This window comes from Paeniglutamicibacter psychrophenolicus, from assembly GCF_030812255.1.
Taxonomy (GTDB): domain Bacteria; phylum Actinomycetota; class Actinomycetes; order Actinomycetales; family Micrococcaceae; genus Paeniglutamicibacter; species Paeniglutamicibacter psychrophenolicus_A.
Map to the genome: position 1 here is coordinate 1 of NZ_JAUSSH010000012.1, position 19,578 is coordinate 19,578.

The 19,578-nt window shown below is 67.8% G+C and carries 17 protein-coding genes; 8 read left to right on the forward strand and 9 right to left on the reverse strand.

Going from position 1 to position 19,578, the window contains the following annotated elements:
- Positions 1-159 precede the first annotated feature (159 nt).
- The 3 genes from J2T21_RS15020 to J2T21_RS15030 all read left to right on the forward strand — a co-directional run bounded on the left by J2T21_RS15020 (position 160) and on the right by J2T21_RS15030 (position 3,902).
- Positions 160-681, forward strand: a complete 522-nt coding sequence (locus tag J2T21_RS15020; protein WP_307582334.1) for a GNAT family N-acetyltransferase — start codon at positions 160-162, stop codon at positions 679-681.
- 519 nt (positions 682-1,200) lie between these two features.
- A complete protein-coding gene (gene mgtE, locus J2T21_RS15025; RefSeq protein ID WP_307582336.1) occupies positions 1,201-2,559 on the forward strand; it encodes a magnesium transporter in 1,359 nt (452 codons plus the stop codon).
- Between the two features lie 197 nt (positions 2,560-2,756).
- Positions 2,757-3,902, forward strand: coding sequence for a baeRF2 domain-containing protein (locus tag J2T21_RS15030; RefSeq protein ID WP_307582337.1), 1,146 nt, complete (start codon positions 2,757-2,759; stop codon positions 3,900-3,902).
- Positions 3,903-3,989: 87 nt separating this feature from the next.
- On the opposite strand, the gene J2T21_RS15035 is transcribed toward J2T21_RS15030, so the two are convergent.
- Together J2T21_RS15035 and J2T21_RS15040 are read right to left on the reverse strand one after the other, a co-directional pair.
- Positions 3,990-4,967 (reverse strand): metal ABC transporter solute-binding protein, Zn/Mn family, encoded by a 978-nt coding sequence (locus tag J2T21_RS15035; RefSeq protein ID WP_307582339.1) that lies wholly within the window; start codon positions 4,965-4,967, stop codon positions 3,990-3,992.
- A 79-nt stretch (positions 4,968-5,046) separates the two neighbouring features.
- Positions 5,047-6,366 carry a YibE/F family protein gene (locus J2T21_RS15040; protein ID WP_307582341.1) on the reverse strand — a complete coding sequence of 440 codons (1,320 nt, stop codon included), beginning with the start codon at positions 6,364-6,366 and terminating at the stop codon, positions 5,047-5,049.
- A 181-nt stretch (positions 6,367-6,547) separates the two neighbouring features.
- Between J2T21_RS15040 and J2T21_RS15045 the strand changes: the two genes are divergently transcribed.
- On the forward strand, positions 6,548-7,312 hold the full coding sequence (locus J2T21_RS15045; protein ID WP_307582343.1) for a class I SAM-dependent methyltransferase: 765 nt from the start codon (positions 6,548-6,550) through the stop codon (positions 7,310-7,312).
- On the opposite strand, the gene J2T21_RS15050 is transcribed toward J2T21_RS15045, so the two are convergent.
- From J2T21_RS15050 to J2T21_RS15070, 5 genes are all read right to left on the reverse strand, one after another.
- Positions 7,229-7,615, reverse strand: coding sequence for a hypothetical protein (locus J2T21_RS15050; protein ID WP_307582345.1), 387 nt, complete (start codon positions 7,613-7,615; stop codon positions 7,229-7,231). The genes J2T21_RS15045 and J2T21_RS15050 overlap by 84 nt on opposite strands.
- A 75-nt stretch (positions 7,616-7,690) precedes the next feature.
- Positions 7,691-9,175: a gamma-aminobutyraldehyde dehydrogenase gene (locus J2T21_RS15055; RefSeq protein WP_307582346.1), complete on the reverse strand. Its 1,485-nt coding sequence runs from the start codon at positions 9,173-9,175 to the stop codon at positions 7,691-7,693.
- Entirely contained in the window at positions 9,172-9,570 is a 399-nt protein-coding gene (locus J2T21_RS15060) for a cupin domain-containing protein (RefSeq protein ID WP_307582348.1), read from the reverse strand. Before J2T21_RS15060 ends, J2T21_RS15055 begins: the two co-directional genes overlap by 4 nt.
- Positions 9,567-11,033 (reverse strand): NAD(P)/FAD-dependent oxidoreductase, encoded by a 1,467-nt coding sequence (locus J2T21_RS15065; RefSeq protein ID WP_307582350.1) that lies wholly within the window; start codon positions 11,031-11,033, stop codon positions 9,567-9,569. The genes J2T21_RS15060 and J2T21_RS15065 overlap by 4 nt, the downstream gene beginning before the upstream one ends.
- Positions 11,034-11,113: 80 nt before the next feature.
- Positions 11,114-12,781: an amidohydrolase gene (locus J2T21_RS15070; RefSeq protein WP_307582352.1), complete on the reverse strand. Its 1,668-nt coding sequence runs from the start codon at positions 12,779-12,781 to the stop codon at positions 11,114-11,116.
- Between the two features lie 145 nt (positions 12,782-12,926).
- Here J2T21_RS15070 and J2T21_RS15075 point away from each other — a divergent pair, with 145 nt between their 5' ends.
- Positions 12,927-13,613 carry a TetR/AcrR family transcriptional regulator C-terminal domain-containing protein gene (locus J2T21_RS15075; protein ID WP_307582354.1) on the forward strand — a complete coding sequence of 229 codons (687 nt, stop codon included), beginning with the start codon at positions 12,927-12,929 and terminating at the stop codon, positions 13,611-13,613.
- A 74-nt stretch (positions 13,614-13,687) separates the two neighbouring features.
- Here the strand turns inward: J2T21_RS15075 and J2T21_RS15080 are convergent, their stop codons facing one another.
- Both J2T21_RS15080 and J2T21_RS15085 read right to left on the reverse strand, forming a co-directional pair.
- Positions 13,688-14,155 (reverse strand): hypothetical protein, encoded by a 468-nt coding sequence (locus tag J2T21_RS15080; protein WP_307582356.1) that lies wholly within the window; start codon positions 14,153-14,155, stop codon positions 13,688-13,690.
- A 10-nt stretch (positions 14,156-14,165) separates the two neighbouring features.
- Positions 14,166-16,082, reverse strand: coding sequence for a primary-amine oxidase (locus J2T21_RS15085; RefSeq protein ID WP_307582358.1), 1,917 nt, complete (start codon positions 16,080-16,082; stop codon positions 14,166-14,168).
- A 179-nt stretch (positions 16,083-16,261) separates the two neighbouring features.
- On the opposite strand from J2T21_RS15085, the gene J2T21_RS15090 reads away from it, so the two are divergent.
- From J2T21_RS15090 to J2T21_RS15100, 3 genes are all read left to right on the forward strand, one after another.
- A complete protein-coding gene (locus J2T21_RS15090) occupies positions 16,262-16,855 on the forward strand; it encodes a TetR/AcrR family transcriptional regulator (protein WP_307582360.1) in 594 nt (197 codons plus the stop codon).
- Positions 16,856-17,007: 152 nt separating this feature from the next.
- Entirely contained in the window at positions 17,008-17,937 is a 930-nt protein-coding gene (locus tag J2T21_RS15095) for an AraC-like ligand-binding domain-containing protein (protein ID WP_307582362.1), read from the forward strand.
- A 134-nt stretch (positions 17,938-18,071) separates the two neighbouring features.
- A complete protein-coding gene (locus J2T21_RS15100; RefSeq protein ID WP_307582364.1) occupies positions 18,072-19,562 on the forward strand; it encodes an APC family permease in 1,491 nt (496 codons plus the stop codon).
- The last annotated feature ends 16 nt before the right edge of the window (positions 19,563-19,578 follow it).

The window sequence follows — 19,578 nt, forward strand, 5'->3', positions numbered from 1 at the left end:
TGGGGGGGGTGGGGCTCCCCCCCGTCACCCTCGCCGGGTTCATCATCTACGTGGGTTCGCCCGGCCCGGACTTGCGCGCCCTGTCCCCGGACCCGGCGGGCCGCGGCCGGGCCGTCGCTCTTTTTCCGGTGCGGGTTTCCGGCTGGTAGCGTTCGAACCATGCTTGAGATTCGCCCCTTCACCGCCGCCGACGGCTCCGAGGCGCTTGCCGCGCGCACCGAACTGGACGCCGAGGACTTTGATTTCCTGCTTGGCTACTCCTCCCGGCGGGGCTTTGATTCCTACCTGGAGCAATTGCAGGCGCACGAGGACGGACTGGGCCTGCCTCCGGGATGGGTGCGCTCGGCGCTGTGGGGCGCCTTCGTCGACGGGCACCTGGTGGGCCGCACCTCCATCCGGTTCGAACTCAATGAGAACCTGCGGGCCGTCGGCGGGAACATCGGCTACGCGGTGCGTCCCGCGCACCGGCGCCGCGGCTACGCCACACAAATCCTGAGCCTGTCGCTGGCGCAACTGGCCCAGCGCAACATCGAAACGGCGCTGGTGACCTGCCGGGAAGACAACCTCGCTTCGGCCCGCACCATCGAGGCCAACGGGGGAGTGCTGGAGAACATCATCGAGGCCTCCGACGGGCCGACCAAGCGGTACTGGGTTCCCACCTCCGCGACGCCCCGGGGCTGAACCGGGGAGGATGCACCACGGGGTCCGGGACCCGGGGCGGGGACCCGCATTGGCCGTTCGAAGCGGTGGTGGCCTAGGATGGGAAGGACGCCCCGACCCGGTGCGGCTTGCCCGGAAAACGGCGGCCGTCCAGGGAATTTCGGGCCCCGAGGACGGATGGAGGTGACCGCACGCATGGATGACGGACCTAGTCGATCTATCACGCCGCGCGAGCATCACCTGGGTGCTCGGGAAGCCCTGGCCCTCCAGCACTGATCCTCCCTTCCTCCGCCGGATGCCCATGCACCGGCCCTCCGGGGGAATGGATCCCGCACCCTTGCGCGCACCGCGCCGAGGCTGCAGATCCCGGTGAACGGATCACGGCCGGAGGCCACAGCGGGCCGTCCCGGGGATTCCGGCGCCTGCTGCGCGGTTGTGTTTTTGCGCAACACCCAGCCCACACCACCCATTCCTGGCACACGTCGCCAAGCACGCGCCTGCGCGATGCATGCGTGTGTTTTCACCGGAGGGAACCGGATCATGATCAAGACGCCCACCAGCTCGTTTGATTTCAGCGCGGAACAACTGGCCAAGGCCCTGGCCGCCAACGACATTGCCGCGACTTCAAGGGTGTTCCACCCCCTGGGGACCGCCGAGACGCTGGAACAACTTGAACGCCTGAACACCTTTGACCGGGCGCTGGCCTACCGCACGCTGCCCAAGGACCGGGCCATGGAGGTCTTCGAGCGACTTGACGCCTCCTTGCAGGCGGACCTGGTCGCGGGCCTGCAGGAGGCCGACGTTGCCGAGGTCTTTGCGGCGATGAGCCCCGATGACCGGGTGGCGCTGCTCGACGAGCTGCCGGCCGCGGTGGCGAACCGGTTGATCCTGGGACTGACCGAGAAGGAACGCGCGCTGACCAGCACCGTGCTGGGCTACCCGCAGGGCGCGGTCGGGCGCTACATGAGCCCGGAGTTCGTGATCACCCACCCGGAGATGAGTGCGGGGGAGACCCTGGGGCGGGTGCGCGCCCAGCTCGACGACGCCGAGTCCGTCTACACCATCCTCGTCACGGACACGGGCCGGCACCTGGTGGGCGTGGTGTCGTTGCGCGATGTGCTGCGCGCCGAACCGGCCGAGCGCGTGCAGGACATCATGAAGAAGCCGATCAGCGTGGGTGCGACGCTCGACGCGGAGGAAGCCGCCCGCTATTGCGCCGACGCCAAGATCCTGGTGCTGCCGATCGTTGACGCCGAGGAACGCCTCGTGGGGATCCTGACGGTCGATGACGCGCTGCGGATCCTGGAGGATGCCGAGTCCGAGGACGCGGCGCGGTCCGGTGGCACCGAGCCGCTGCGCCGCCCCTACCTGGCAACCCCGGTGCGCTCCATCGTGCGGGCCCGGGTGGTGTGGCTGCTGGTGCTGGCGCTCGGCGCCACCCTGACGGTCCAGGTCATCGGCGCGTTCGAGGCGACCCTCGAGGCGCAGGTGGTGCTCTCGCTGTTCATCCCGCTGCTCATCGGCACCGGCGGAAACACCGGCAACCAGGCGGCCACCACCATCACCCGCGCCCTGGCGCTGGGGGACGTGCGCCCGCGCGACGTGTTCAAGGTGCTTGTGCGCGAGGTGCGGGTCGGCGCGCTGCTGGGCCTGCTGCTCGGGTCCCTGGGCTTCGCCATCGCTGCGCTGGCCTTCGAGGTGCCCATCGGGCTGGTCATCGGGCTCACGCTGCTGGGGGTGTGCACCATGGCCGCGAGCATCGGCGGGCTGATGCCGTTGCTGGGCAAGGCGGTGCGCGCGGACCCGGCGGTGTTCTCCAACCCGTTCATCTCCACCTTCGTGGATGCGGCCGGGCTGATCATCTACTTCCTGATCGCCACCAGCGTGCTGGGGCTCTAGGAAAAGCCCGGCAAAGGGGCCCCGACGTGCCGTTTCATTCGTGCCCACGGTCCAGGGCCGCGGGGCACGGATGACATCATGGTACCGGCTGGGAGCCCTTCTGGGCAGACCCTTTCGGCGGGACCTCCAGCGGTGCTACGGTGAGCAGACGGTTCGAATCGGCACGCGGGCTTCCCCGCGTGGGAAGGAGCTCCCCCATGGCATCACGCGCAGGTTCCACAGGAATCGACGCCTCGCTCTACCGTCGAGAGGGCCAATGGTGTACCGCCCTCGTAGACGTTTCGCTTGGAACAACCGCCGCGCAGGAAGCGGTTGACGCACTGCCCGAGGTCGTGGGCAAGCTGCTCGCCTCGCAGCAGGCCTCGGAGGCCGACATTGCCGCCATGGCCGAAGCGCTGCTGCCGGCGCAGGGCCATGCATCCCCGGTGGCCCGCTTCGTCGCGGTGAACAACGGAGAGGTGGTTCTCGACGAGCTCATTGACGGACTGAAGGTCGAGGCCGCGGACGTCGACTGCGGCCCGTTCCCCAACCTGGTCGCCCTGGCCCGCGCCCGCGGCGGGCAATTCCCCTACCTGGTGGCCGAGGCCAGCAAGGACGGCGGCGAGGTGCGGCTCTACCATTCCTCGGTCCAAGGCGTCGGCGAGTCCCGCGGCGTCACCGGGGACCCCGAGGAGGCACACCACGCCCGGAAGGTTCCGGGCCGCTACGACGAACCCAAGAACCGCTCCAACACCGAGGAGATCTGGCGGCGCAACGCGGACGAGCTGGCCAAGCAGATCGACGAGCTGGCACGCGAGAACTACGTGAAGCTGATCGTGCTGGCCGGGGACATCAAGGCCCGCGAGCTGGTGGCCGGCAAGCTCGGTTCGGCGCACAAGCCGATCACCAGCATCCTCGAGCAGCACACGCGCACCGGTGGCGCGGACCAGGCGGCCTTCGCCGCCGCCGTGCAGGGACAGGTCGACGAGGTCCTGGGCCGGGACGTGGAGGAACTGTCCAAGCGCGTGGCCAATCGCACCGGAAACGACCGACCGGATTTGGCCCTGGGCTTCGACGAGGTCGTGGCCGCGCTGCAGCAGGCCCAGGCCGACACGGTGCTGGTGGGGCAGTACCAGGACGATGAGACGCTCATGGCCCTGGATGCCGACCCGTGGCTGTGCGGCGAGGACTCCGAGGAACATTCCGAATCGGTCATCGGGTCCTGGCCGGCCCCCGAGGTGCTCCTGCGTGCCACGGCGTTGACCGATGCCACCATCCGCTATGTGCCCGAGGGCGTGCTGCCCGAGGGCGTGGGCATTGCCGCGCTGCTGCGCTGGCCCAACACCGCCGAGCCGGCGAGCTGACGGCAGGAGGGAAACGGCAAGGTCCGTGGGGCGCGAACCATCGGTTCGCGCCCCACGGACCTTTTTCCTGCCCGGCGGGAGGCAATGCTACTTGGCCAGTGCCTCCAGGGCCCGGATGTTCGCGTCCATCCAGGAGACATAGTCGGTGCTCGGCGGCAGCGTCTCGGTGAAGTCGATGACCTCGACGTTGGCGGCGTCGGCCAGGGCGCGGATGCGTTCGGTCTGCGGGCTTTGGGTCTGGGTGTTGTAGGCCAGCACGTCGATGGCGCCGTTGTCGAACAACCTGCCCATCTCGTTGAAGGCCTGCGGTGAGACCTCGCTGCCGCCCTCGATGGATTCGCTCAGGCCCTCGGGGGTGGCGTCCTCCATCCCCAGGTCCTCAAGCAGGTGGAAGGGCACCGGTTCGGTCATGGCGAAGTGCTTGGCTTCCAGCGAGCCGCGCAGGGTTGCGACCTTGGCTTCCAGTCCCTGGAGCTCGGTGGCCAGTTCCGCCGCGTTCGCGGTGAAGGTCGAGGCCTTCGCCGGGTCGAGGGCGGACAGCCGTGCGGCGATCTCGTCGGAGAGCAGGCGCATGGATTCGAGGTCGTACCAGACGTGCTCGTTGAAGGCGGCGTGGTCGTGGCCGGCATGGTCCTCGGCGGTTTCGCCCGCGTGGTCAGCGTGTTCCTCGTCGGTTTCGCCCTCATCGGCCACCGGGGAGGTGTCCACCGCGCGGATGACGGTGGTGGCGGGAAGGTCCAGGTCCTTGGCCAGCACATCCATGAAGGCGTCGTATCCGCCGCCGTTGGCGACCACCAGCCGGGCCTTGGACATCGCGAGCTTGTCACGCGAGGTCGCCTCGTAGGAGTGCGGGTCCTGGGACACCGAGTCGATGAGGGCGGTGGCCTGCACCGCGTCGCCGCCGACCTTTTCCACGAGGTTGGCGTATACCGTGGTGCTGGTGACCACCTGGAGCTGCTCGCTGCCGGGGGCCGGCTCGTCGCCGGCGGCGTTGCCGCCACAGGCGGCAAGTGCGAGGGTTCCGGCAAGGGCCAGGGGAAGCAGGGTGCGGGCGCGGCGATTCATGGGGCGGGAAGGTCCTTGTGTCGGGTGAAGGGATATTGCGTTCGGTTTCCCACCCTACCTTAAACAAGAACGATTCGCATTAGGCGTCGAGGTGCCGGCCCGCATCCACCGGGACCCCGTCCGGCAGGGGCGAAACCGATGCCGACGGAACCAGGGCCCGCCGTCCGGTTGGCCGGGAGGCGGCTTCGGCGGGAGCTGCGCCCGAGCCGACCGCCTTGACGACAGCCACCGCTATTGCGGTGGTCACCGGGATGGCCAGGACCAGGCCGATCGAACCCACCAGGATGCGGATGACCTCCTCGGCCATCTGCCCCGTGGTGAGGGTGTCGACCAGGGGCCGGTCGTACAGGCTGACCAGCACCAGGATGGGCAGGGCCGCACCCGCGTAGGCGAAGGCGATGGTGTAGACCGTCGAGGCGATGTGGTCCCGGCCGATGCGCATGCCCGAGGCGAAAAGCTGCCGGGCGGTGGAGTGCGGTGCGATCTCCGCCAGCTCCCACACCGCGGAGGACTGGGTGATGGTCACGTCGTTGAGCACGCCCATGCCGGCAATGAGCAGTCCGCACAGCAACAGCCCGGAGAGGCTCAGCTGCGGCACCACGGTGCTCAGCGTCAGCGCCGCGTCGTCAGTGGCCCCGGTGAGCGCCGCCGCATCGGTGGCCCAGACGGCAATCGCCGCGGTGACTCCCAGCCCGAAAAGTGTCCCGAGCAGGGCCGTGGAGGTCCTGGCCGAGAAGCCGTGGGCAAAATACAGGGCGGCAAACATGACGACGGTGGAGGTGGTCAGCCCGACCAGCATCGGGGACTCGCCCTCCAGCAGCGCCGGAATCATGAAGCCGACGATAAAGGCCAGCCCGCCAACGAGCCCGGCCAGCGCACGCAGCCCGCGCCAACGCGCGACCAGGCAGACGACCACCGCGTAGATGATCCCCAGCAGGACCAGCGGGGTCGAGCGCACGAAGTCAACAAAGACGTAGGGTGCCGAGGAATCGGTGGTGTGCGACAAATCGAGGTACTTGATCTTGTCCCCTGCCACCAGGGGCCGGGACTGGGTGGTTTCCGGGGGCACCTCCAAGGCGAAGGATGCGCCGCCGGCTTCGGGTGCGACGTAGGAAACATCGCACGGCAGTTCCTTGCCGCCGACCTCGTCCAGGCCCTGGGTGGAGGGACAGGTCTCGCTCACGGTCCGCGTGACGGTGCCGGTGGAGAGCTCCACGCCGTTCGCGGTGTCAAAGACATCACCCAGGGGAGCCTGGGTGATGCCGCCGCTGGGCCAGAGGACCAGGGTGGCCACGAAGGCCAGCACCCCGACCGGGGCCAGCAGGATCCACAGGATGAGGTTGGCGCGGCGGCGCCTGGCCGGGTCGACGAGTACATCGCCGTGGTGGTGTCCACCCATGAAAGTTCAGCTCCAGATCGGTTGGAAGGCCTTGCGTCCCCAAGGATTGCCCAAGGGAACAGTGTAGCGATTCGAGAAGAACAACCGGCGTGTGTGCCAGCCGGCGGTCTCCGGGAAGCCGGTCCCGGAACGGGAAATTGGACCGCGCAGCACCAGGATGTGCCCGGCTGGAATCGATCCCATGTCGAAAATTCGCGTGCGCGATGCGTACTGCCGGCGTGCCGAAGAATACATCCAGGCCGTGGGCTCCATGGACCATGTCCATCGGGACGACCGCGAACTGGTGCTCAAGAAGGCGAAGCTTGCCGACGGGCTGGTCCTTGATGCCGGATGCGGTCCCGGCCACTGGACCAATTTCCTGCAGGAACATGGCGCCGAGGTCACGGGGGTGGATCTCGCCCCGGCATTCGTCGAGCGTGCGCGGCAACGGTTCCCGCGGGTGCCCTTCCGGGACGGCAGCCTCGAGGACCTCCAGGTGCCTGACGGATCGGTCGCCGGGATCCTGTCCTGGTACTCGATCATCCACACCGATCCCGGGGACGTGGGCAAGATCCTGGACGAATTCGCCCGCTGCCTCAAACCCGGCGGCTACCTCGTGGCCGGGTTCTTCGAGGGTCCGCGACTTGAGGCCTTCGACCACCAGATCGTGGGGGCCTACCGGTGGCCGGTGCATGAACTGTCCGGCGCACTCGAGGATGCCGGCTTCAGCGTGCGTGGGGTCCGCACGAGGACCGACCCGGGCAGACGGCCCCACGGTGCGATTCTTGCCCGGAAGGACCTTGGCGACAACCAGCTTGGGGACCAGGGTTTGGGGACCCGGTTTTCCGCCGCATCACCAGGCGTCGTGACCCGGTGCCCGGAATCAGCCCCGGTGCCCGGCGGTGTCCCCGGGAACGGCGACGACCTGGACGTCGTCCTCATGCGTGAGCGTCCCCGGGCCGGTTGAACGCAACTCGACCCACCCGACGCCGTACCGGTCCAGCAGCCGAAGGTATCCCTCGGTCATCTCCAGCAAGTGGGAGGCCGTGCCTTTGAACCAGGAACGGGCCCCGGGCGGCGAATAGCATTCCGGGGACGCAATGACGGGATCTGGATACAAGCCGTTGGCCGCATCGTTGGCGGCACGGTGCCAGGCCGCATCGACCGGGGTAAGCATTCCGGAGGCCGCCAGCCCGTTGCCCAGCGCAAACACACCCGGGAAGCGGCCATGCCGGTTGGGGGTGTTGCTCTGGTACCGGATGAATTCCATGCCTCGAGACTACGGCAACGGGCGGTGCCGGACCCCCCAATGGATCCCGCAATCGTCCGCAGGATTTCCGGGGACCTAGCGCTGCTTGAAGACGGTGTCCTGCCAGGCCTTGTGCACATCGGTGTCGTGGGAGATCAGCACGTGCTTGACGTTGGTGTATTCCTCAAAGGAGTAGGAGCTCATGTCCTTGCCGAAGCCCGAGGCCTTATACCCGCCATGCGGCATTTCCGAGACGATCGGGATGTGCTCGTTGATCCACACGCAGCCGGCCTGGATCTGGGCGGCGGCACGCATTGCCAGGTTCACGTTGCCGGTCCAGGCCGAGGCGGCCAGCCCGTAGGGGGTGTCGTTGGCCAGGGCGATGCCCTGTTCATCGGCCTCGAAGGGCAGCGCGACCAGCACGGGACCGAAGACCTCGTCCTGGACGATCTCGGAATCCTGTGCGGCGCCGGTGATGAGCGTGGGGCGGTAGAACGCCCCGGGCAGCTCCGGGGCCAGCCCGCCGGCCAGCACGCTGGCGCCGGAGTCCCGGGCGCGCTGGACCATGGAGGCGACCTTGTCGCGGTGGGCGAAGGAGATCAGCGAGCCCATGTCGGTGTCCGGGTCGGCGGGATCTCCCACGACCATGGCGTCCATGAGTTCGGCCACCCGTGCGGTGAACTTCCCGAACAGCGAGGAATGCACGTAGGCACGGGTCGCGGCGGTGCAGTCCTGGCCGGCATTGATGGTGGAACCGGCCACGGCGCCGTGGGCCGCGGCCTCCACGTCGGCGTCGGCAAAGACGACCAGCGGCGCCTTGCCGCCGAGTTCCAGGTGCACGCGCTTGCCGGTCTCGGCGGCCATTTCCATGATGCGCCGGCCCACGGCCGTGGAACCGGTGAAGGAGCTCATGGCCACCTGCGGGTGGCGGACCAGGGCCTCGCCGACCTCGCGGCCGGAACCCGTGACGATGTTGATGACCCCGTCGGGGATGCCTGCGGCGGTGGCCGCCTCGGCGAAGACGAGCGAGGTTGCCGGGGTCAGTTCGCTGGGCTTGAGCACGATGGTGTTGCCGGCCGCGATCGCCGGAAGGATCTTCCAGGCCGCCATCTGCAGCGGGTAGTTCCACGGGGCGATCGAGCCGATCACTCCGATCGCCTCGCGGCGGATCATCGAGGTGGAGTTTCCGGCGTAGTCCCCGGCGGCCTGGCCCTGCAGGTGGCGTGCGGCGCCGGCGAAGAAGTTCACGTTGTCGATGGTGCCGGGTACGTCGAACTCGGTGGACATGCGCGTGGACTTGCCGGTCTGGGCGGTTTCCAGCGCGGCGAGCTGCCCGGCGCGGGAGGCCAGCTCGGTGGCGAAGGCCAGCAGGAAGTCGGAGCGGGCACCGGGGGTCAGCCGCGACCAGGTGGTGAAGGCCGTAGCGGCGGCGGCCACCGCGTCCTCGACATCCCGGGGGCCTGCATAGTCGATGACCGAGTCGACCGCCCCGGTGGCGGGGTTGATGCGTTCGGCGGTCGGGCCCGAACCCACGCGGTAGGAGCCGTTGATGTACTGGTTGCCCTGGCCGGCGGTGCTCATGAATTGCTCCCGGTGGTATCCGTGGGGGTGAAGTAGATCTTGCGAAGCGGCTCGGTGACGGTCCAGGTGGTCTGCATGCCAGCGCTCAGGCGCATGATGGTTCCGGGCACCAGGTCGGCGGTGCGGGCGGGGTGGCCCTCGAAGGCGGCGATGACCACCGTGCCGTGCCCGGCGGTGACGACGAAGATTTCCTCGGCCTCCACGTCGTACAGGGAGCCGGCGGCCATCTCCCAGATCCCGAATTCGGTCCCGGCCAGGGTGCCGAGTTCCACCAGCGCGGTGGTGGTGGTTTCGTCGGCCGCCTGAGAGGGGGCCACCGGTTTGTGGTCCAGGGGCACGCGGTTCACGCGCAATGCCTGGCCGCCCAACAGGTGCGGGAAGTCGGGGGTGCTCACGAGTCGAACCCCATTCCGAGCCGGTCCATGGCCTTGAGGAACGGGCCGCGCCTGCCCTCGTTCCGGTCGGCCTTGACCAGGCCGTTGGTCATCAATTTGACGCCCAGCCAGGCCACCGGTTCCGGGGGGAAGGGCAACGGCTTCTTCCTGACCATTTCCAGTTCGGTCAGCTCGGTCGTGGCGCCCGAGAGCAGATCGAGCATGACCCGTGCCCCGAAGCGCGTGGCACCCACGCCCAGTCCGGTGTACCCGGCGCAGTAGGCGACGCGTCCGCCGTGGGAGGTGTCGAAGAAGGCGAAGAAGCGGCTGCAGGTGTCGATGGCCCCGCCCCAGGCATGGGAGAACCTGATGCCCTCCAGCTGCGGGAAGGTGCCCACGAAGTGCGCGGCGAGCTTCCGGAAGGTCTCGTGGTGGGTGTCGTATTGGTGCTTGACGCCCCGCCCGTAGTGGTAGACGGCGTCGTAGCCGCCAAAGAGGATGCGCCAGCCGCCGTTCGCATCCACGGTGGGGCGGGAGTAGTGGAAGCGGTTGTTCATGTCGGCCAGGCCCATGCCTTCCTCCCAGCCGATGGCCGCACGCTGCTGATCGGTCAGCGGCTCAGTCATCAGGGCGTAGTCGTACACCGGGATGGTGTGCATCCGGTGGCGCTTGAGCAGCGATGGGAACACATTGGTGGCCAGGGCGACCCGCGCGGCGGTGATGTGCCCCGCCCCGGTGCGCACCCCGATCGATTCGGGGGTGGAAGTCAGTTCCTCGCCCTTGGTGTGCTCGAAGATCTTCACGCCCAGCTCCAGGGCGACCCGGCGCAGGCCCCAGGCGAGCTTGGCCGGGTGCACCAGCACGGTGGTGTGCTTTTCCCAGTTTCCGCCCTCGAAGATCGGCGAGTTGATGTGGCTCCTGACCTCCTGTGCGTCCATGAAGGGCACTTCGGGGTTGGCCGCCGCCTCCTCCTTGAGCCAGGACACCTGGTGTTGTTCGGTGGCGACGTTCAGCACGCCGCTCGGTGCCAGGTCGCAGTCGATGTTGTACCTCTGGATGGTTTCGACGATGCCGGCGAGGTTTTCGGCGCCAAGCTCGGTGAGCCGCTTGTTTTCCCTGGGCAGGTGCTTTTCGCCGTTGGATGCCCCGTGCACCAGCGATGCCTCGCAGAAACCGCCGTTGCGCCCGGAGGCGGCCCAGCCGATGGTCTCAGATTCGATCAGGGTGACATCCCGGGCAGGGTCCGCTTCCTTGGCCAGCAACGCGGTCCACAACCCGGAGTAGCCGCCGCCGACGACCAGCAGGTCGGTGGACACGCTGCCTTCCAACGCCGGAAGCGGGGCCGGGCGGTCGGGGTGCTGCAGCCAGTAGGGGGAGTAGTCGGTGCCGGACAGCGCCGCGTCGATGGTGGACCCGGAAACGGCCGCCTCGATGCGGTCAAAGGAGACGTGGGTGCCGTTGGAGGTGGCAGGAATGCTGCTCATGGAGGTTCCTTGCATGGATAAAGTGAACGGGGGTTCGAGTAAAAGATGCCTGCGGGAGAACTGGAGCCGAAGCGGTGCCCCTAGACACCCGCGGTGGCCCGGGTGAAGACCGCGTGCCCGGAGGCGAGGGTGAGTTCCACCCCCACCCGGTGCAGGTCGCGGGAGGGGATGGAGAATGGATCGGCATCCAGCAGCGCCAGGTCGGCCCGTGCCCCGGGGCGGAGGTGTCCCCCTTCATGGTCGCGGTTCACCCAGGCGCTGCCGGCCGTGTATCCGCGCATGGCCTCCAGCACCGTGATGGCCTGCTCCGGGACCAGTGGCGTTCCCTGGGGGTGGCCGGGCTCGGTGCGGTTGACCGCGACGTGGATGGCCGCAAACGGGTCGGGCGTGGAAACCGGCCAGTCCGATCCCATCACCAGGTGCGCCCCGGCATCGATCAGGGAGCGGAAGGGGTACTGCCAGCCGGCGCGTTCCCCGCCCAGGATCGGGTTGGTCAGCTCCAGCATTTGCTCGTCGTTGCAGGCCCAGAGCGCCTGGGCGTTGATGCCCAAGCCCAGGGCCCCGAACCTTGCCACGTCGTCGGGGTGGATGACCTGTACGTGGGCGAGGTGGTGGCGCCCGCCGGTGGCGCCGTTGGCCGCGCGGGCGGCCTCGAGTGCATCCAGGCCCATGCGCGCGGCGCCGTCGCCGATGACGTGCAGGTGCAGGTCGAATCCCGCGGCGTCCAGCGCCACGGCGACCGCGGTGAGCACCTCGGCGGAGAGGTAGCGCAGCCCGGTCTCGTCCGGGGAGTCGGGGGCGCAATCGCAGGAGCGCGGGTAGGGATCGAGCATGGCGGCGGTCCGGTTCTCCGCGACCCCGTCGACCATGATCTTCGCGGTGGTGGTGCGGAATCCGGCGACGGCGTTTTCCTTCCGGCGGGCCAGGAAATTGTCGACCAGGGCGGGCACGGACTCGAGGGTGGTCTCGCGGGGAACCCAGAGTGCGCCTGCCGCCTTGCCGGTGAGCAGGCCCTCGGCCAGCAACCCGCGGTAGATGGGCGAGCCGTCAGCGTAGCCGGCGTAGTTGCCCAGGAGCGCTTCCTGCCATCCGGTGATCCCGAAGGAGTGCAGGTACCGCTGTCCGGCCAGCAGCCCCGCGCGCAGGGCGGCCGGATCGGGTGCGGGGATCAGGGCGTTGACCAGGTCCATGGCGCCCTCGTGCAGGGTTCCGGTGGGTTTCCGGTGTGCATCGCGTTCGATGCGGCCGTCGACCGGGTCCGGCGTCTGCGCGGTGATCCCGGCAAGCCGCAGGGCCGCGGAATTGACCCAGGCACCGTGGTAGTCGCGGTTGACCAGGTAGGTGGGGGTCTCGCCGGTGAGGGGGTCCAGCATTGCGGCGGTGGGCGTGCCGCCGGGGAAATCGCTCATGGACCAGCCGCCGCCGGTGATCCAGTCGCCGGTGTGGGTGGCGGCGAAGGAAGCGATGGCGGCCAGGGTGTCGTCGGGGCCGTCGGCGCCGGTGAGATCGCAGGCCAGGGATTCCACCCCGCCCATCAGGACATGGACATGCGCGTCGATGAAGCCGGGGGACAGTGCGCGGTCGGCCAGGGACACGTCGTTGCGCGGGTCCGGGAGCGCGCGGCGGACCTGTGCCTCGGGCCCCACTGCGAGGATGCGGCCGTTGCGCACGGCGAGCGCGCTGCCTGCGGGCAGGACGTTGCGGCCGTTGAAGATGGTGCCCGAATGAAATAGCCAGCTCGTGCTCACGGATGCCCTTTCGGCGTCGGTGCGGATGGTCCCGGAAGGGTCGTGTCCGCGCCATTGGGGACGTGACCCACTTCATAAAATCGCACCCATAACCTAAAGTCAACAGTGTTGACTTCAAGGCGAGGGCAAGGGAGCGCCACCACCGATGGACAACGACAAGCCAGTGGGCAAGGCACCTGCGAGGCGCCGCAGGGCCCAGGGGCTCGGTCGCGAGGTCATCCTCGAGGCCTGCCTGCGGCTCGCTGCCGGGACCGAATCCGATGCGCTGTCCTTCCGCAAGATCGGCAAGGAGCTTGGGGCGGACCCCACGGCGCTCTACCGCCACTTCGCCGGCAAGGACGAGTTGCTGCTGGCGCTCGCCGACCGCGTCATCGCGATGGGCATGGACGGCTATGTCCCGGGCCCCGGCTGGGAGGCCTCGGTACGGGACCTGATGCTGCGGTTCCGGGCCATCTTCCTGCATTACCCCCAGGTCGCCACGCTTGCCGCACTGCGCGTGACCCGCCAGGAGGGCGAGCGTGAATTCATCGAGGCGATGCTCGCGGCCCTGCGGCAGGCGGGCTTCGGCCGGCACGAGTCCGCGCTGGTGTACCGGGCGTGCGGCGACTTCGTGCTGGCGTGGACCGGTTTCAGTGCCGGGTTGGTGCTGCTGGGCGAGAAGTCCGCGCAGGACGACGAGGCCTGGGTGTCCAGCTACGCGGAGGTGGACACCGAGCGGTATCCGCTGGCGGCCGACTCGGTGGAAACAATGGCCGCGGTCCGAGACGAGGAGAACTACCGGTTCGCCCTGGAGCTGCTGCTGGGCGGGATCGCCGCGCGGCTGGTGCGCTGAGCGCCGTGCGGCCGCGGCAGGGAACCGGGAAGTATCCCGAAACTCCGCCGCGGCGGCGAAACGGCGACTTCAGGTCAGCGGCCGGTGCCCGCCGCGGAACGGTTGGCGGCCAGCCGCACGCCGATCCCGCAGAGCATGACCAGTACCAACTCGACGGCGGCGATGCCCAGCATTGCGCCGGAGCCGGCGGTCGCAACCGGTCCCTCGCCGCCGTGCCGGTGCCCGTGGACGCCCAAGGCCATGAAGGTGTGCGCCAGGGCCATGAGGGCGGACATGGCCAGCAATTCGAGAAGGGCCGCCGGGTTTCCCCAGGCTCGGTGTGCACACTTGAGGCACAGCAACACCATGGCACCCAGAACGGCGCCCACCCACGGCCCGTGGGGGAACTCCACCATGACCCACACATGGACCAGGGCCAGGCCCGCCGCCAGGACGGCAACGATCCGCGCGTAGACCACTGGCCCCGGCACCCGGGTCAGCACCGTCGCACCGATCCGCGGCACGGGCCACGTGGCTGGGGTGTCGGCAAGATTCGTGGTCATGGCATGCTGCCTAGGAGTGGCAGGACTTGCCGGTGGCAGGGGCCGGGACATCCAGGACCGGCGAGCGGTCGAAGAAGCCCTCGGGACGCAGCTTGAAGCCCACGGTGTCCACCGGCATGATGGGCCAGTCCTCCGGGCGCGGGAAGTGCGTGAGCCCGAAGGTGTGCCACAGGACGATCTCCTCGCCGTCAATGCTGCGGTCGGCCTTGACCCACTCGGGCAGACCGGCGCCACCGGCATGCTGGTTCACGAAGTCGCCGGTCGGGTAACGCTGGTCCTCGGTGGCCGGGGTGACCCACAAGGCCTTGGACGCGAAAGTGGCGCGACGGTGGATCGAGGATCCCTCGTCGGCCAGCAGCGTCGGGTTGCCCTGCGGGTGCAGCTTGTAGCCCACAGGATGGCCCAGGCGGTTTTTCGATTCAGGGTTGGAGACCACCCAGGTGCGCCCCCTGGAGTTGTCCGCTTCGCGGATCGCTTCGGACTCGCGGGCCAGTACCGTGCGCCGGCGCGAGAAGGCGTTGCCGCGCAGGTTCTCCGGACCGGTCGGCACGCGAACCACGTCCTCTTCCTCGACACGGCCCGGGCCTCCGTCCAGGGCAAAGTCCAGCCGGGCACCGAAGAGGTGCTGGTGGTAGGGGGCACCGAGGCCCGGGGCCAGTTCCGAGGCGTATGGTGTTTCCCCGTCCGGAAGTGCGCTGGTGAACACGATGCCGGTGGCCTTGGCCTCGAACTCAATGGTGCCGTCGAGGTAGAGGTACCAGTAGAAACCGTAGTCGTAGTTGCCCACGGTGGTGAAGAAGGAGATCACCAGGCGGCGGTTGCGTCGGGTGTAGTTGATGCCGCTCCACAGATCCGAGTGCTTGGCCAGGATCGACCAGTCCTCCTCGTGCATGCAGATGCCGTTGCGGATGGTGCGGGCCTCGCCGCGGGCATTGGAGACCACCGGGGAGATGTAGTGGATCTCGCCCAGGCAGTCGCAGCCCAGCTCCAGGGAGTTGGCAAACTGTCCCACCAGGTATTCGCCGGTGTCGAAATAGTTCTGCCAGCTGCGCACCGGTGAGGGATCGCCGTAGGGGACCACCATCTCGGCAATCGAGGCGCGGTTGAGGATGCGCCGGGGTGCACCCTTGTCCTCGAAGGAAATGTTGTGCAGGACCAGGCCCTCGCGCACGTCGAAGCCCACGTCCAGGCTCCATTTTTCCCACTCGACGTGGTTGCCGCCGGTGACGGAGAAGCTGGGGCCCTCGGGTTGGGTGATGGAGATCGGCTTCTGCGTGGTGCGCAGCGGGCCGGTCAATTCGGGGTCGGTGTAGTTGCCGTGCTCGGCGGGGATCGGGACGACGCCCAGGTCGATGACTTGGTCCACGCTGAGGTTTCCCACGTCCACGTAGCCGACGAGTCCGTCGACCGGGTGGGCCCAGGCCGAGTCCTCCGGGTGATCCTGCACGAAGGCCAGTCCGCGCAGGATGCGGCGGCCCGATTCCTCCGGGTACTCGAACACACCGGCAGAGAGCGGGGCGACGCGCACCTTGTCCACGTCGAGGTTCCGCTTGGCCAGGGCCTCGAGCCAGCGCGGGTCCTGTGCCAGCAATTGCTCGACGACTTCGAATTCCTCCTCCAGCACCGGCAGCTCGCCGCCGGAGGCGGTGTCCAGCTCGATGACGCTTTCCACCTCGCCGTGGGTCACGGAAACCACGACGTCCTTGGGGCGGTTGCCGCCGACATCGAGGAGGAAGACCCGGAAGCGGCGATCGGCCTCCGTCGCGTCCCGGCGTGGATCCTCGAGTCCCAGGTAGGCCACGCGGGCCGATTCCGGGAAGTGGCCGTTTTCGGCCAGGATGGTGCGCACCTGTGCGATTTCCGCTTCGGTGGCAAGCGCATAGGCGCCGAGGCGGGTGTCTTTGTCGATGGCGTTGCTGAGGTTCATGGCGTTGCCCTTTCGGGGATGGGGACGAACGAGACGTGCATTACCGGTGCCAGTGACCTGCACCACGTTTTTATTCTATGCTTGTAGAGAATAACCGTGTTTGTCGGGCATGGCAAGGGTGTGGTTCCCGGGCGGTGCGCCGTGCGGCAGGGGGTGGAGGAATCCGTAGGATGGGTGGCATGCCAAAGATTGTTGATCATGATGCCCGCCGCCTTGAGCTTGTCGAGGTCACGTGGAGGGTCATTGCCCACCGCGGCTTTGACGGGGTGACCCTGCGCGACGTGGCGGCCGAAGCCGGCTTTGCCAACGGGGCCCTGAAGCCGTACTTTCCCACCAGGGCCAGCTTGGTCCGTGCAACGTTTACCCACGTCTTCGGCCGCACCAATGCCCGGGTCGAATCTTCCATCCGGGGCCTGGCCGGGCTGGATGCACTGCATGCCTTTGCCCTGGAGGTCCTGCCCTTGGATGAGGACCGGCTCGACGAGGCCCGGGTTGTGATCCCGTTTTGGCAGGCTGCCATCCACGACCCCGATTTTTCCGCACTCAATGACGAGGCCATGCTCCAGTGGCGCCAATGGATTAAGGGGTGGCTCGCGCAGGCGCAGAACGAGGGCTCGCTGCGCGGGGGAGTCGTTGGCGAGGTCGCGACGGAAGCGCTGCTCACCTTCCTGTTGGGCGCCCAGGTGGCGGCCGTGCTGGATGCAGGTTACAACGATCCTGCTCACCTGCGTGCCCAGTTGGATCAATATCTGGAGCTGTTGAAGGCGGGCTGACCCGGCACCCGGATTTAAAACCTACAGTCAGAGAAAAAACGTGACTTTGGGGGCTGTTGCGCGTACATTGACTGGAATGTGATGTCGTTCACTTCCCTTGGGGCCGTTCATGCCGAGGGACGTCACCGCAATTGGGGAAAGGTCTCTCGCTCATGTATCAGATGCAACACGTTGATTCCTTCGAAGCATGGAAGTCGCTCGTGTCCAGTGCCTTCGTTCCGCTGCATTCGGAACCGGTGCGTGCGGGATCCTTTGCCGGCAGCATCGCCGGCAGCCAATTCGGCTCCGTGGGCGTCATGCAGGTCGAGGCCACTGCCCACGCGGTGCGCCGCACGGAAAACCTGCTGGCCGCAGGCGACCCGCCGCACTTCAAGCTCAACCTGCAGCTCAGCGGGCATGGAATGCTGCTGCAGGACGGCCGGGAAACCCTGCTGCGACCCGGCGAACTGGCGATCTACGACACGCAGCGCCCCTACACGTTGATGTTCGAGGAGGACTTCAAGACCCTCGTCCTCATGTTTCCCCAGCACCAGCTGGGACTGCCCGTGGCCCAAGTTCGTGAGATGACGGCCACCGCCATCGGAACTGAGCATCCCCTGGGCCGTGCCGTCACGCCATTCCTGAGGCAATTGGCGGGCCTGCTTCCGCAGCTTCGGGATCCCGTGGGCCATCGGCTGGCCGCCAATGCCATTGACCTGTTGGGCACCTTGCTCGCGGCCGAACTCCACGACCACGACGACTTGGCAACCGACGGTCAGCACCGACAGCTCCTGGCGATACAGGCCTACATCAACGAGCATCTCGCCGATCCCGAATTGTGCCCGGGATCCATAGCAGTGTCCCATTTCGTCTCCTTGCGCAGCCTGCACAAGGTTTTCGCCGAGTCGGGACACACCGTCGCCGAATGGATTCGCACCCGAAGGCTCGAACAATGCCGACGAGACCTGGGGGATCCCCTCCAACGCCACATCCCCGTGGGAGCAGTTGGCTCCCGCTGGGGTTTTCCCGATGCAGCGCATTTCAGCAGGGTCTTTCGCGCGGCGTACGGCATCTCTCCCTCGGCGTTCAGGGCCCAGGTCTAGTTTCGACACGACGGCCGGGTGGGGCCCAAAGGCAAGATTGCACTGTTTGCCAAGGACCGCTCACGCAAAGACAAGCCCCGACACCTGCCTGGAAAGCAAGCTGGTAGGAACGACTCTTCAAGGAGGAACTTCCCATGGCAACATCGATCGAATCAACGGGCACCCGGGCACCGGGCCTGGGCAAACGCACGCTCGGCGTGCCCGCGCTGGTGTTCATGATCATCGCGGCCTCCGCGCCGCTGACGGTGGTCGCCGGGGGAGTCACCAGCAACTACGCGGTCACCGGTGTGCTGGGCATCCCGCTGTCCTTCGTCGTGCTCGGCGTGGTCCTGCTGGTCTTCGCCGTGGGATACACGGCCATGAGCCAGCACGTGAGCAACGCCGGCGCGTTCTACGCGTATGTGGCCCGCGGCTTGGGCAAGCCCGCCGGTATCGGTGCCGCGTGGGTGGCGCTGGTCAGCTACAACGCCATGCAGATCGGCATCTACGGGATGTTCGGGTTCGCGCTCGCCGATTTCCTCGCCACCACGCTCGGGTTTGCAATCCCGTGGTGGGTGTGCGCCCTGGGCGGCTGGGCCGTGGTGGCGATCCTGGGCATGAACAAGGTCGATCTCTCCGCCAAGGTGCTGGGCATCGTGGTGGCCTGCGAATTCCTCGTCGTCATCGTCTACGACGTGCTGGCCTTCAAGGTCGCTCCCGAGGGCATCTCCACCGAGTCGCTGCAACCGGCCAACCTGTTCACCGCCGGCGCGGGCGCCGCACTGGCCTTCAGCATCGCCGCGTTCATGGGGTTTGAATCCGGCGCCATCTACGGTGAGGAAGTCAAGGACCCCAAGAACACCCCGCGGCGGGCCACCTTGATCGCGATCGGCATCATCGCCGTCTTCTACGCGCTCTCGGCGTGGGCCATGGCCGTGGGCGAGGGGCACGGCGCCGTCATCGAAAACTCCGCCGCGGGTCCTGGCCTGGTCTTCGGGTTCCTGGCCGCCCACACCCCCGGGTGGTTCGTCACCCTCGGAAACCTGCTGTTCATCACCAGCCTGCTCGCCGCACTGATCGCCTTCCACAACGTGGTGGCACGCTACGTGTTCTCGCTGGGCCGCGAGGGCGTGCTTCCCGCGGCCATGGCCAGGACCAACCCGCGCAGCCACGCCCCGGTGGCAGGCTCACTGGCCCAGTCGGCATTGGCGCTGCTGGTCCTGCTGGTCTTCGCGATCGCCGGGGCGGGCGCGGATGTCATGTTCCCCGTGTTCACGCTGTTCACCTGGCTCACCAACACCGGTGCGTTCGGGCTGGTCATGCTCATGGCGCTGACCAGCTTCGCGGTCATCGGCTACTTCCGCAGCGAACCGCACGGGCTGGGACGGTGGACCACCGTGGTGGCGCCGATGATCGCCGGGGTCACGCTGGTTGTCCTCTTCGGCGCGATCGTGGCGAACTTCGACGTGCTGATCGGACTTCAGGGCGCCAGCGTCCTGGGATGGCTGCTTCCGGCAATCGTGGTGGTCCCCGGCGTCCTCGGATTGCTCTGGGCCTTCAGGCTGCGTTCCACCCAACCGGCGATCTACGCGGGCGTTGGGCACGGCGGAGACCTTGAGGAAGCCGACGAGACCACGCTGCGCTGACCCCGCAGCCCTTCAA

Excerpts from the sequence above, each read along its gene's own strand:
- J2T21_RS15020 (WP_307582334.1), top strand. The coding sequence starts at position 160 with ATGCTTGAGATTCGCCCCTTCACCGCCGCCGACGGCTCCGAGGCGCTT.
- mgtE (WP_307582336.1), top strand. The coding sequence starts at position 1,201 with ATGATCAAGACGCCCACCAGCTCGTTTGATTTCAGCGCGGAACAACTG.
- J2T21_RS15030 (WP_307582337.1), top strand. The coding sequence starts at position 2,757 with ATGGCATCACGCGCAGGTTCCACAGGAATCGACGCCTCGCTCTACCGT.
- J2T21_RS15035 (WP_307582339.1), bottom strand. The coding sequence starts at position 4,967 with ATGAATCGCCGCGCCCGCACCCTGCTTCCCCTGGCCCTTGCCGGAACC.
- J2T21_RS15040 (WP_307582341.1), bottom strand. The coding sequence starts at position 6,366 with ATGGGTGGACACCACCACGGCGATGTACTCGTCGACCCGGCCAGGCGC.
- J2T21_RS15045 (WP_307582343.1), top strand. The coding sequence starts at position 6,548 with ATGTCGAAAATTCGCGTGCGCGATGCGTACTGCCGGCGTGCCGAAGAA.
- J2T21_RS15050 (WP_307582345.1), bottom strand. The coding sequence starts at position 7,615 with ATGGAATTCATCCGGTACCAGAGCAACACCCCCAACCGGCATGGCCGC.
- J2T21_RS15055 (WP_307582346.1), bottom strand. The coding sequence starts at position 9,175 with ATGAGCACCGCCGGCCAGGGCAACCAGTACATCAACGGCTCCTACCGC.
- J2T21_RS15065 (WP_307582350.1), bottom strand. The coding sequence starts at position 11,033 with ATGAGCAGCATTCCTGCCACCTCCAACGGCACCCACGTCTCCTTTGAC.
- J2T21_RS15075 (WP_307582354.1), top strand. The coding sequence starts at position 12,927 with ATGGACAACGACAAGCCAGTGGGCAAGGCACCTGCGAGGCGCCGCAGG.
- J2T21_RS15080 (WP_307582356.1), bottom strand. The coding sequence starts at position 14,155 with ATGACCACGAATCTTGCCGACACCCCAGCCACGTGGCCCGTGCCGCGG.
- J2T21_RS15085 (WP_307582358.1), bottom strand. The coding sequence starts at position 16,082 with ATGAACCTCAGCAACGCCATCGACAAAGACACCCGCCTCGGCGCCTAT.
- J2T21_RS15090 (WP_307582360.1), top strand. The coding sequence starts at position 16,262 with ATGCCAAAGATTGTTGATCATGATGCCCGCCGCCTTGAGCTTGTCGAG.
- J2T21_RS15095 (WP_307582362.1), top strand. The coding sequence starts at position 17,008 with ATGTATCAGATGCAACACGTTGATTCCTTCGAAGCATGGAAGTCGCTC.
- J2T21_RS15100 (WP_307582364.1), top strand. The coding sequence starts at position 18,072 with ATGGCAACATCGATCGAATCAACGGGCACCCGGGCACCGGGCCTGGGC.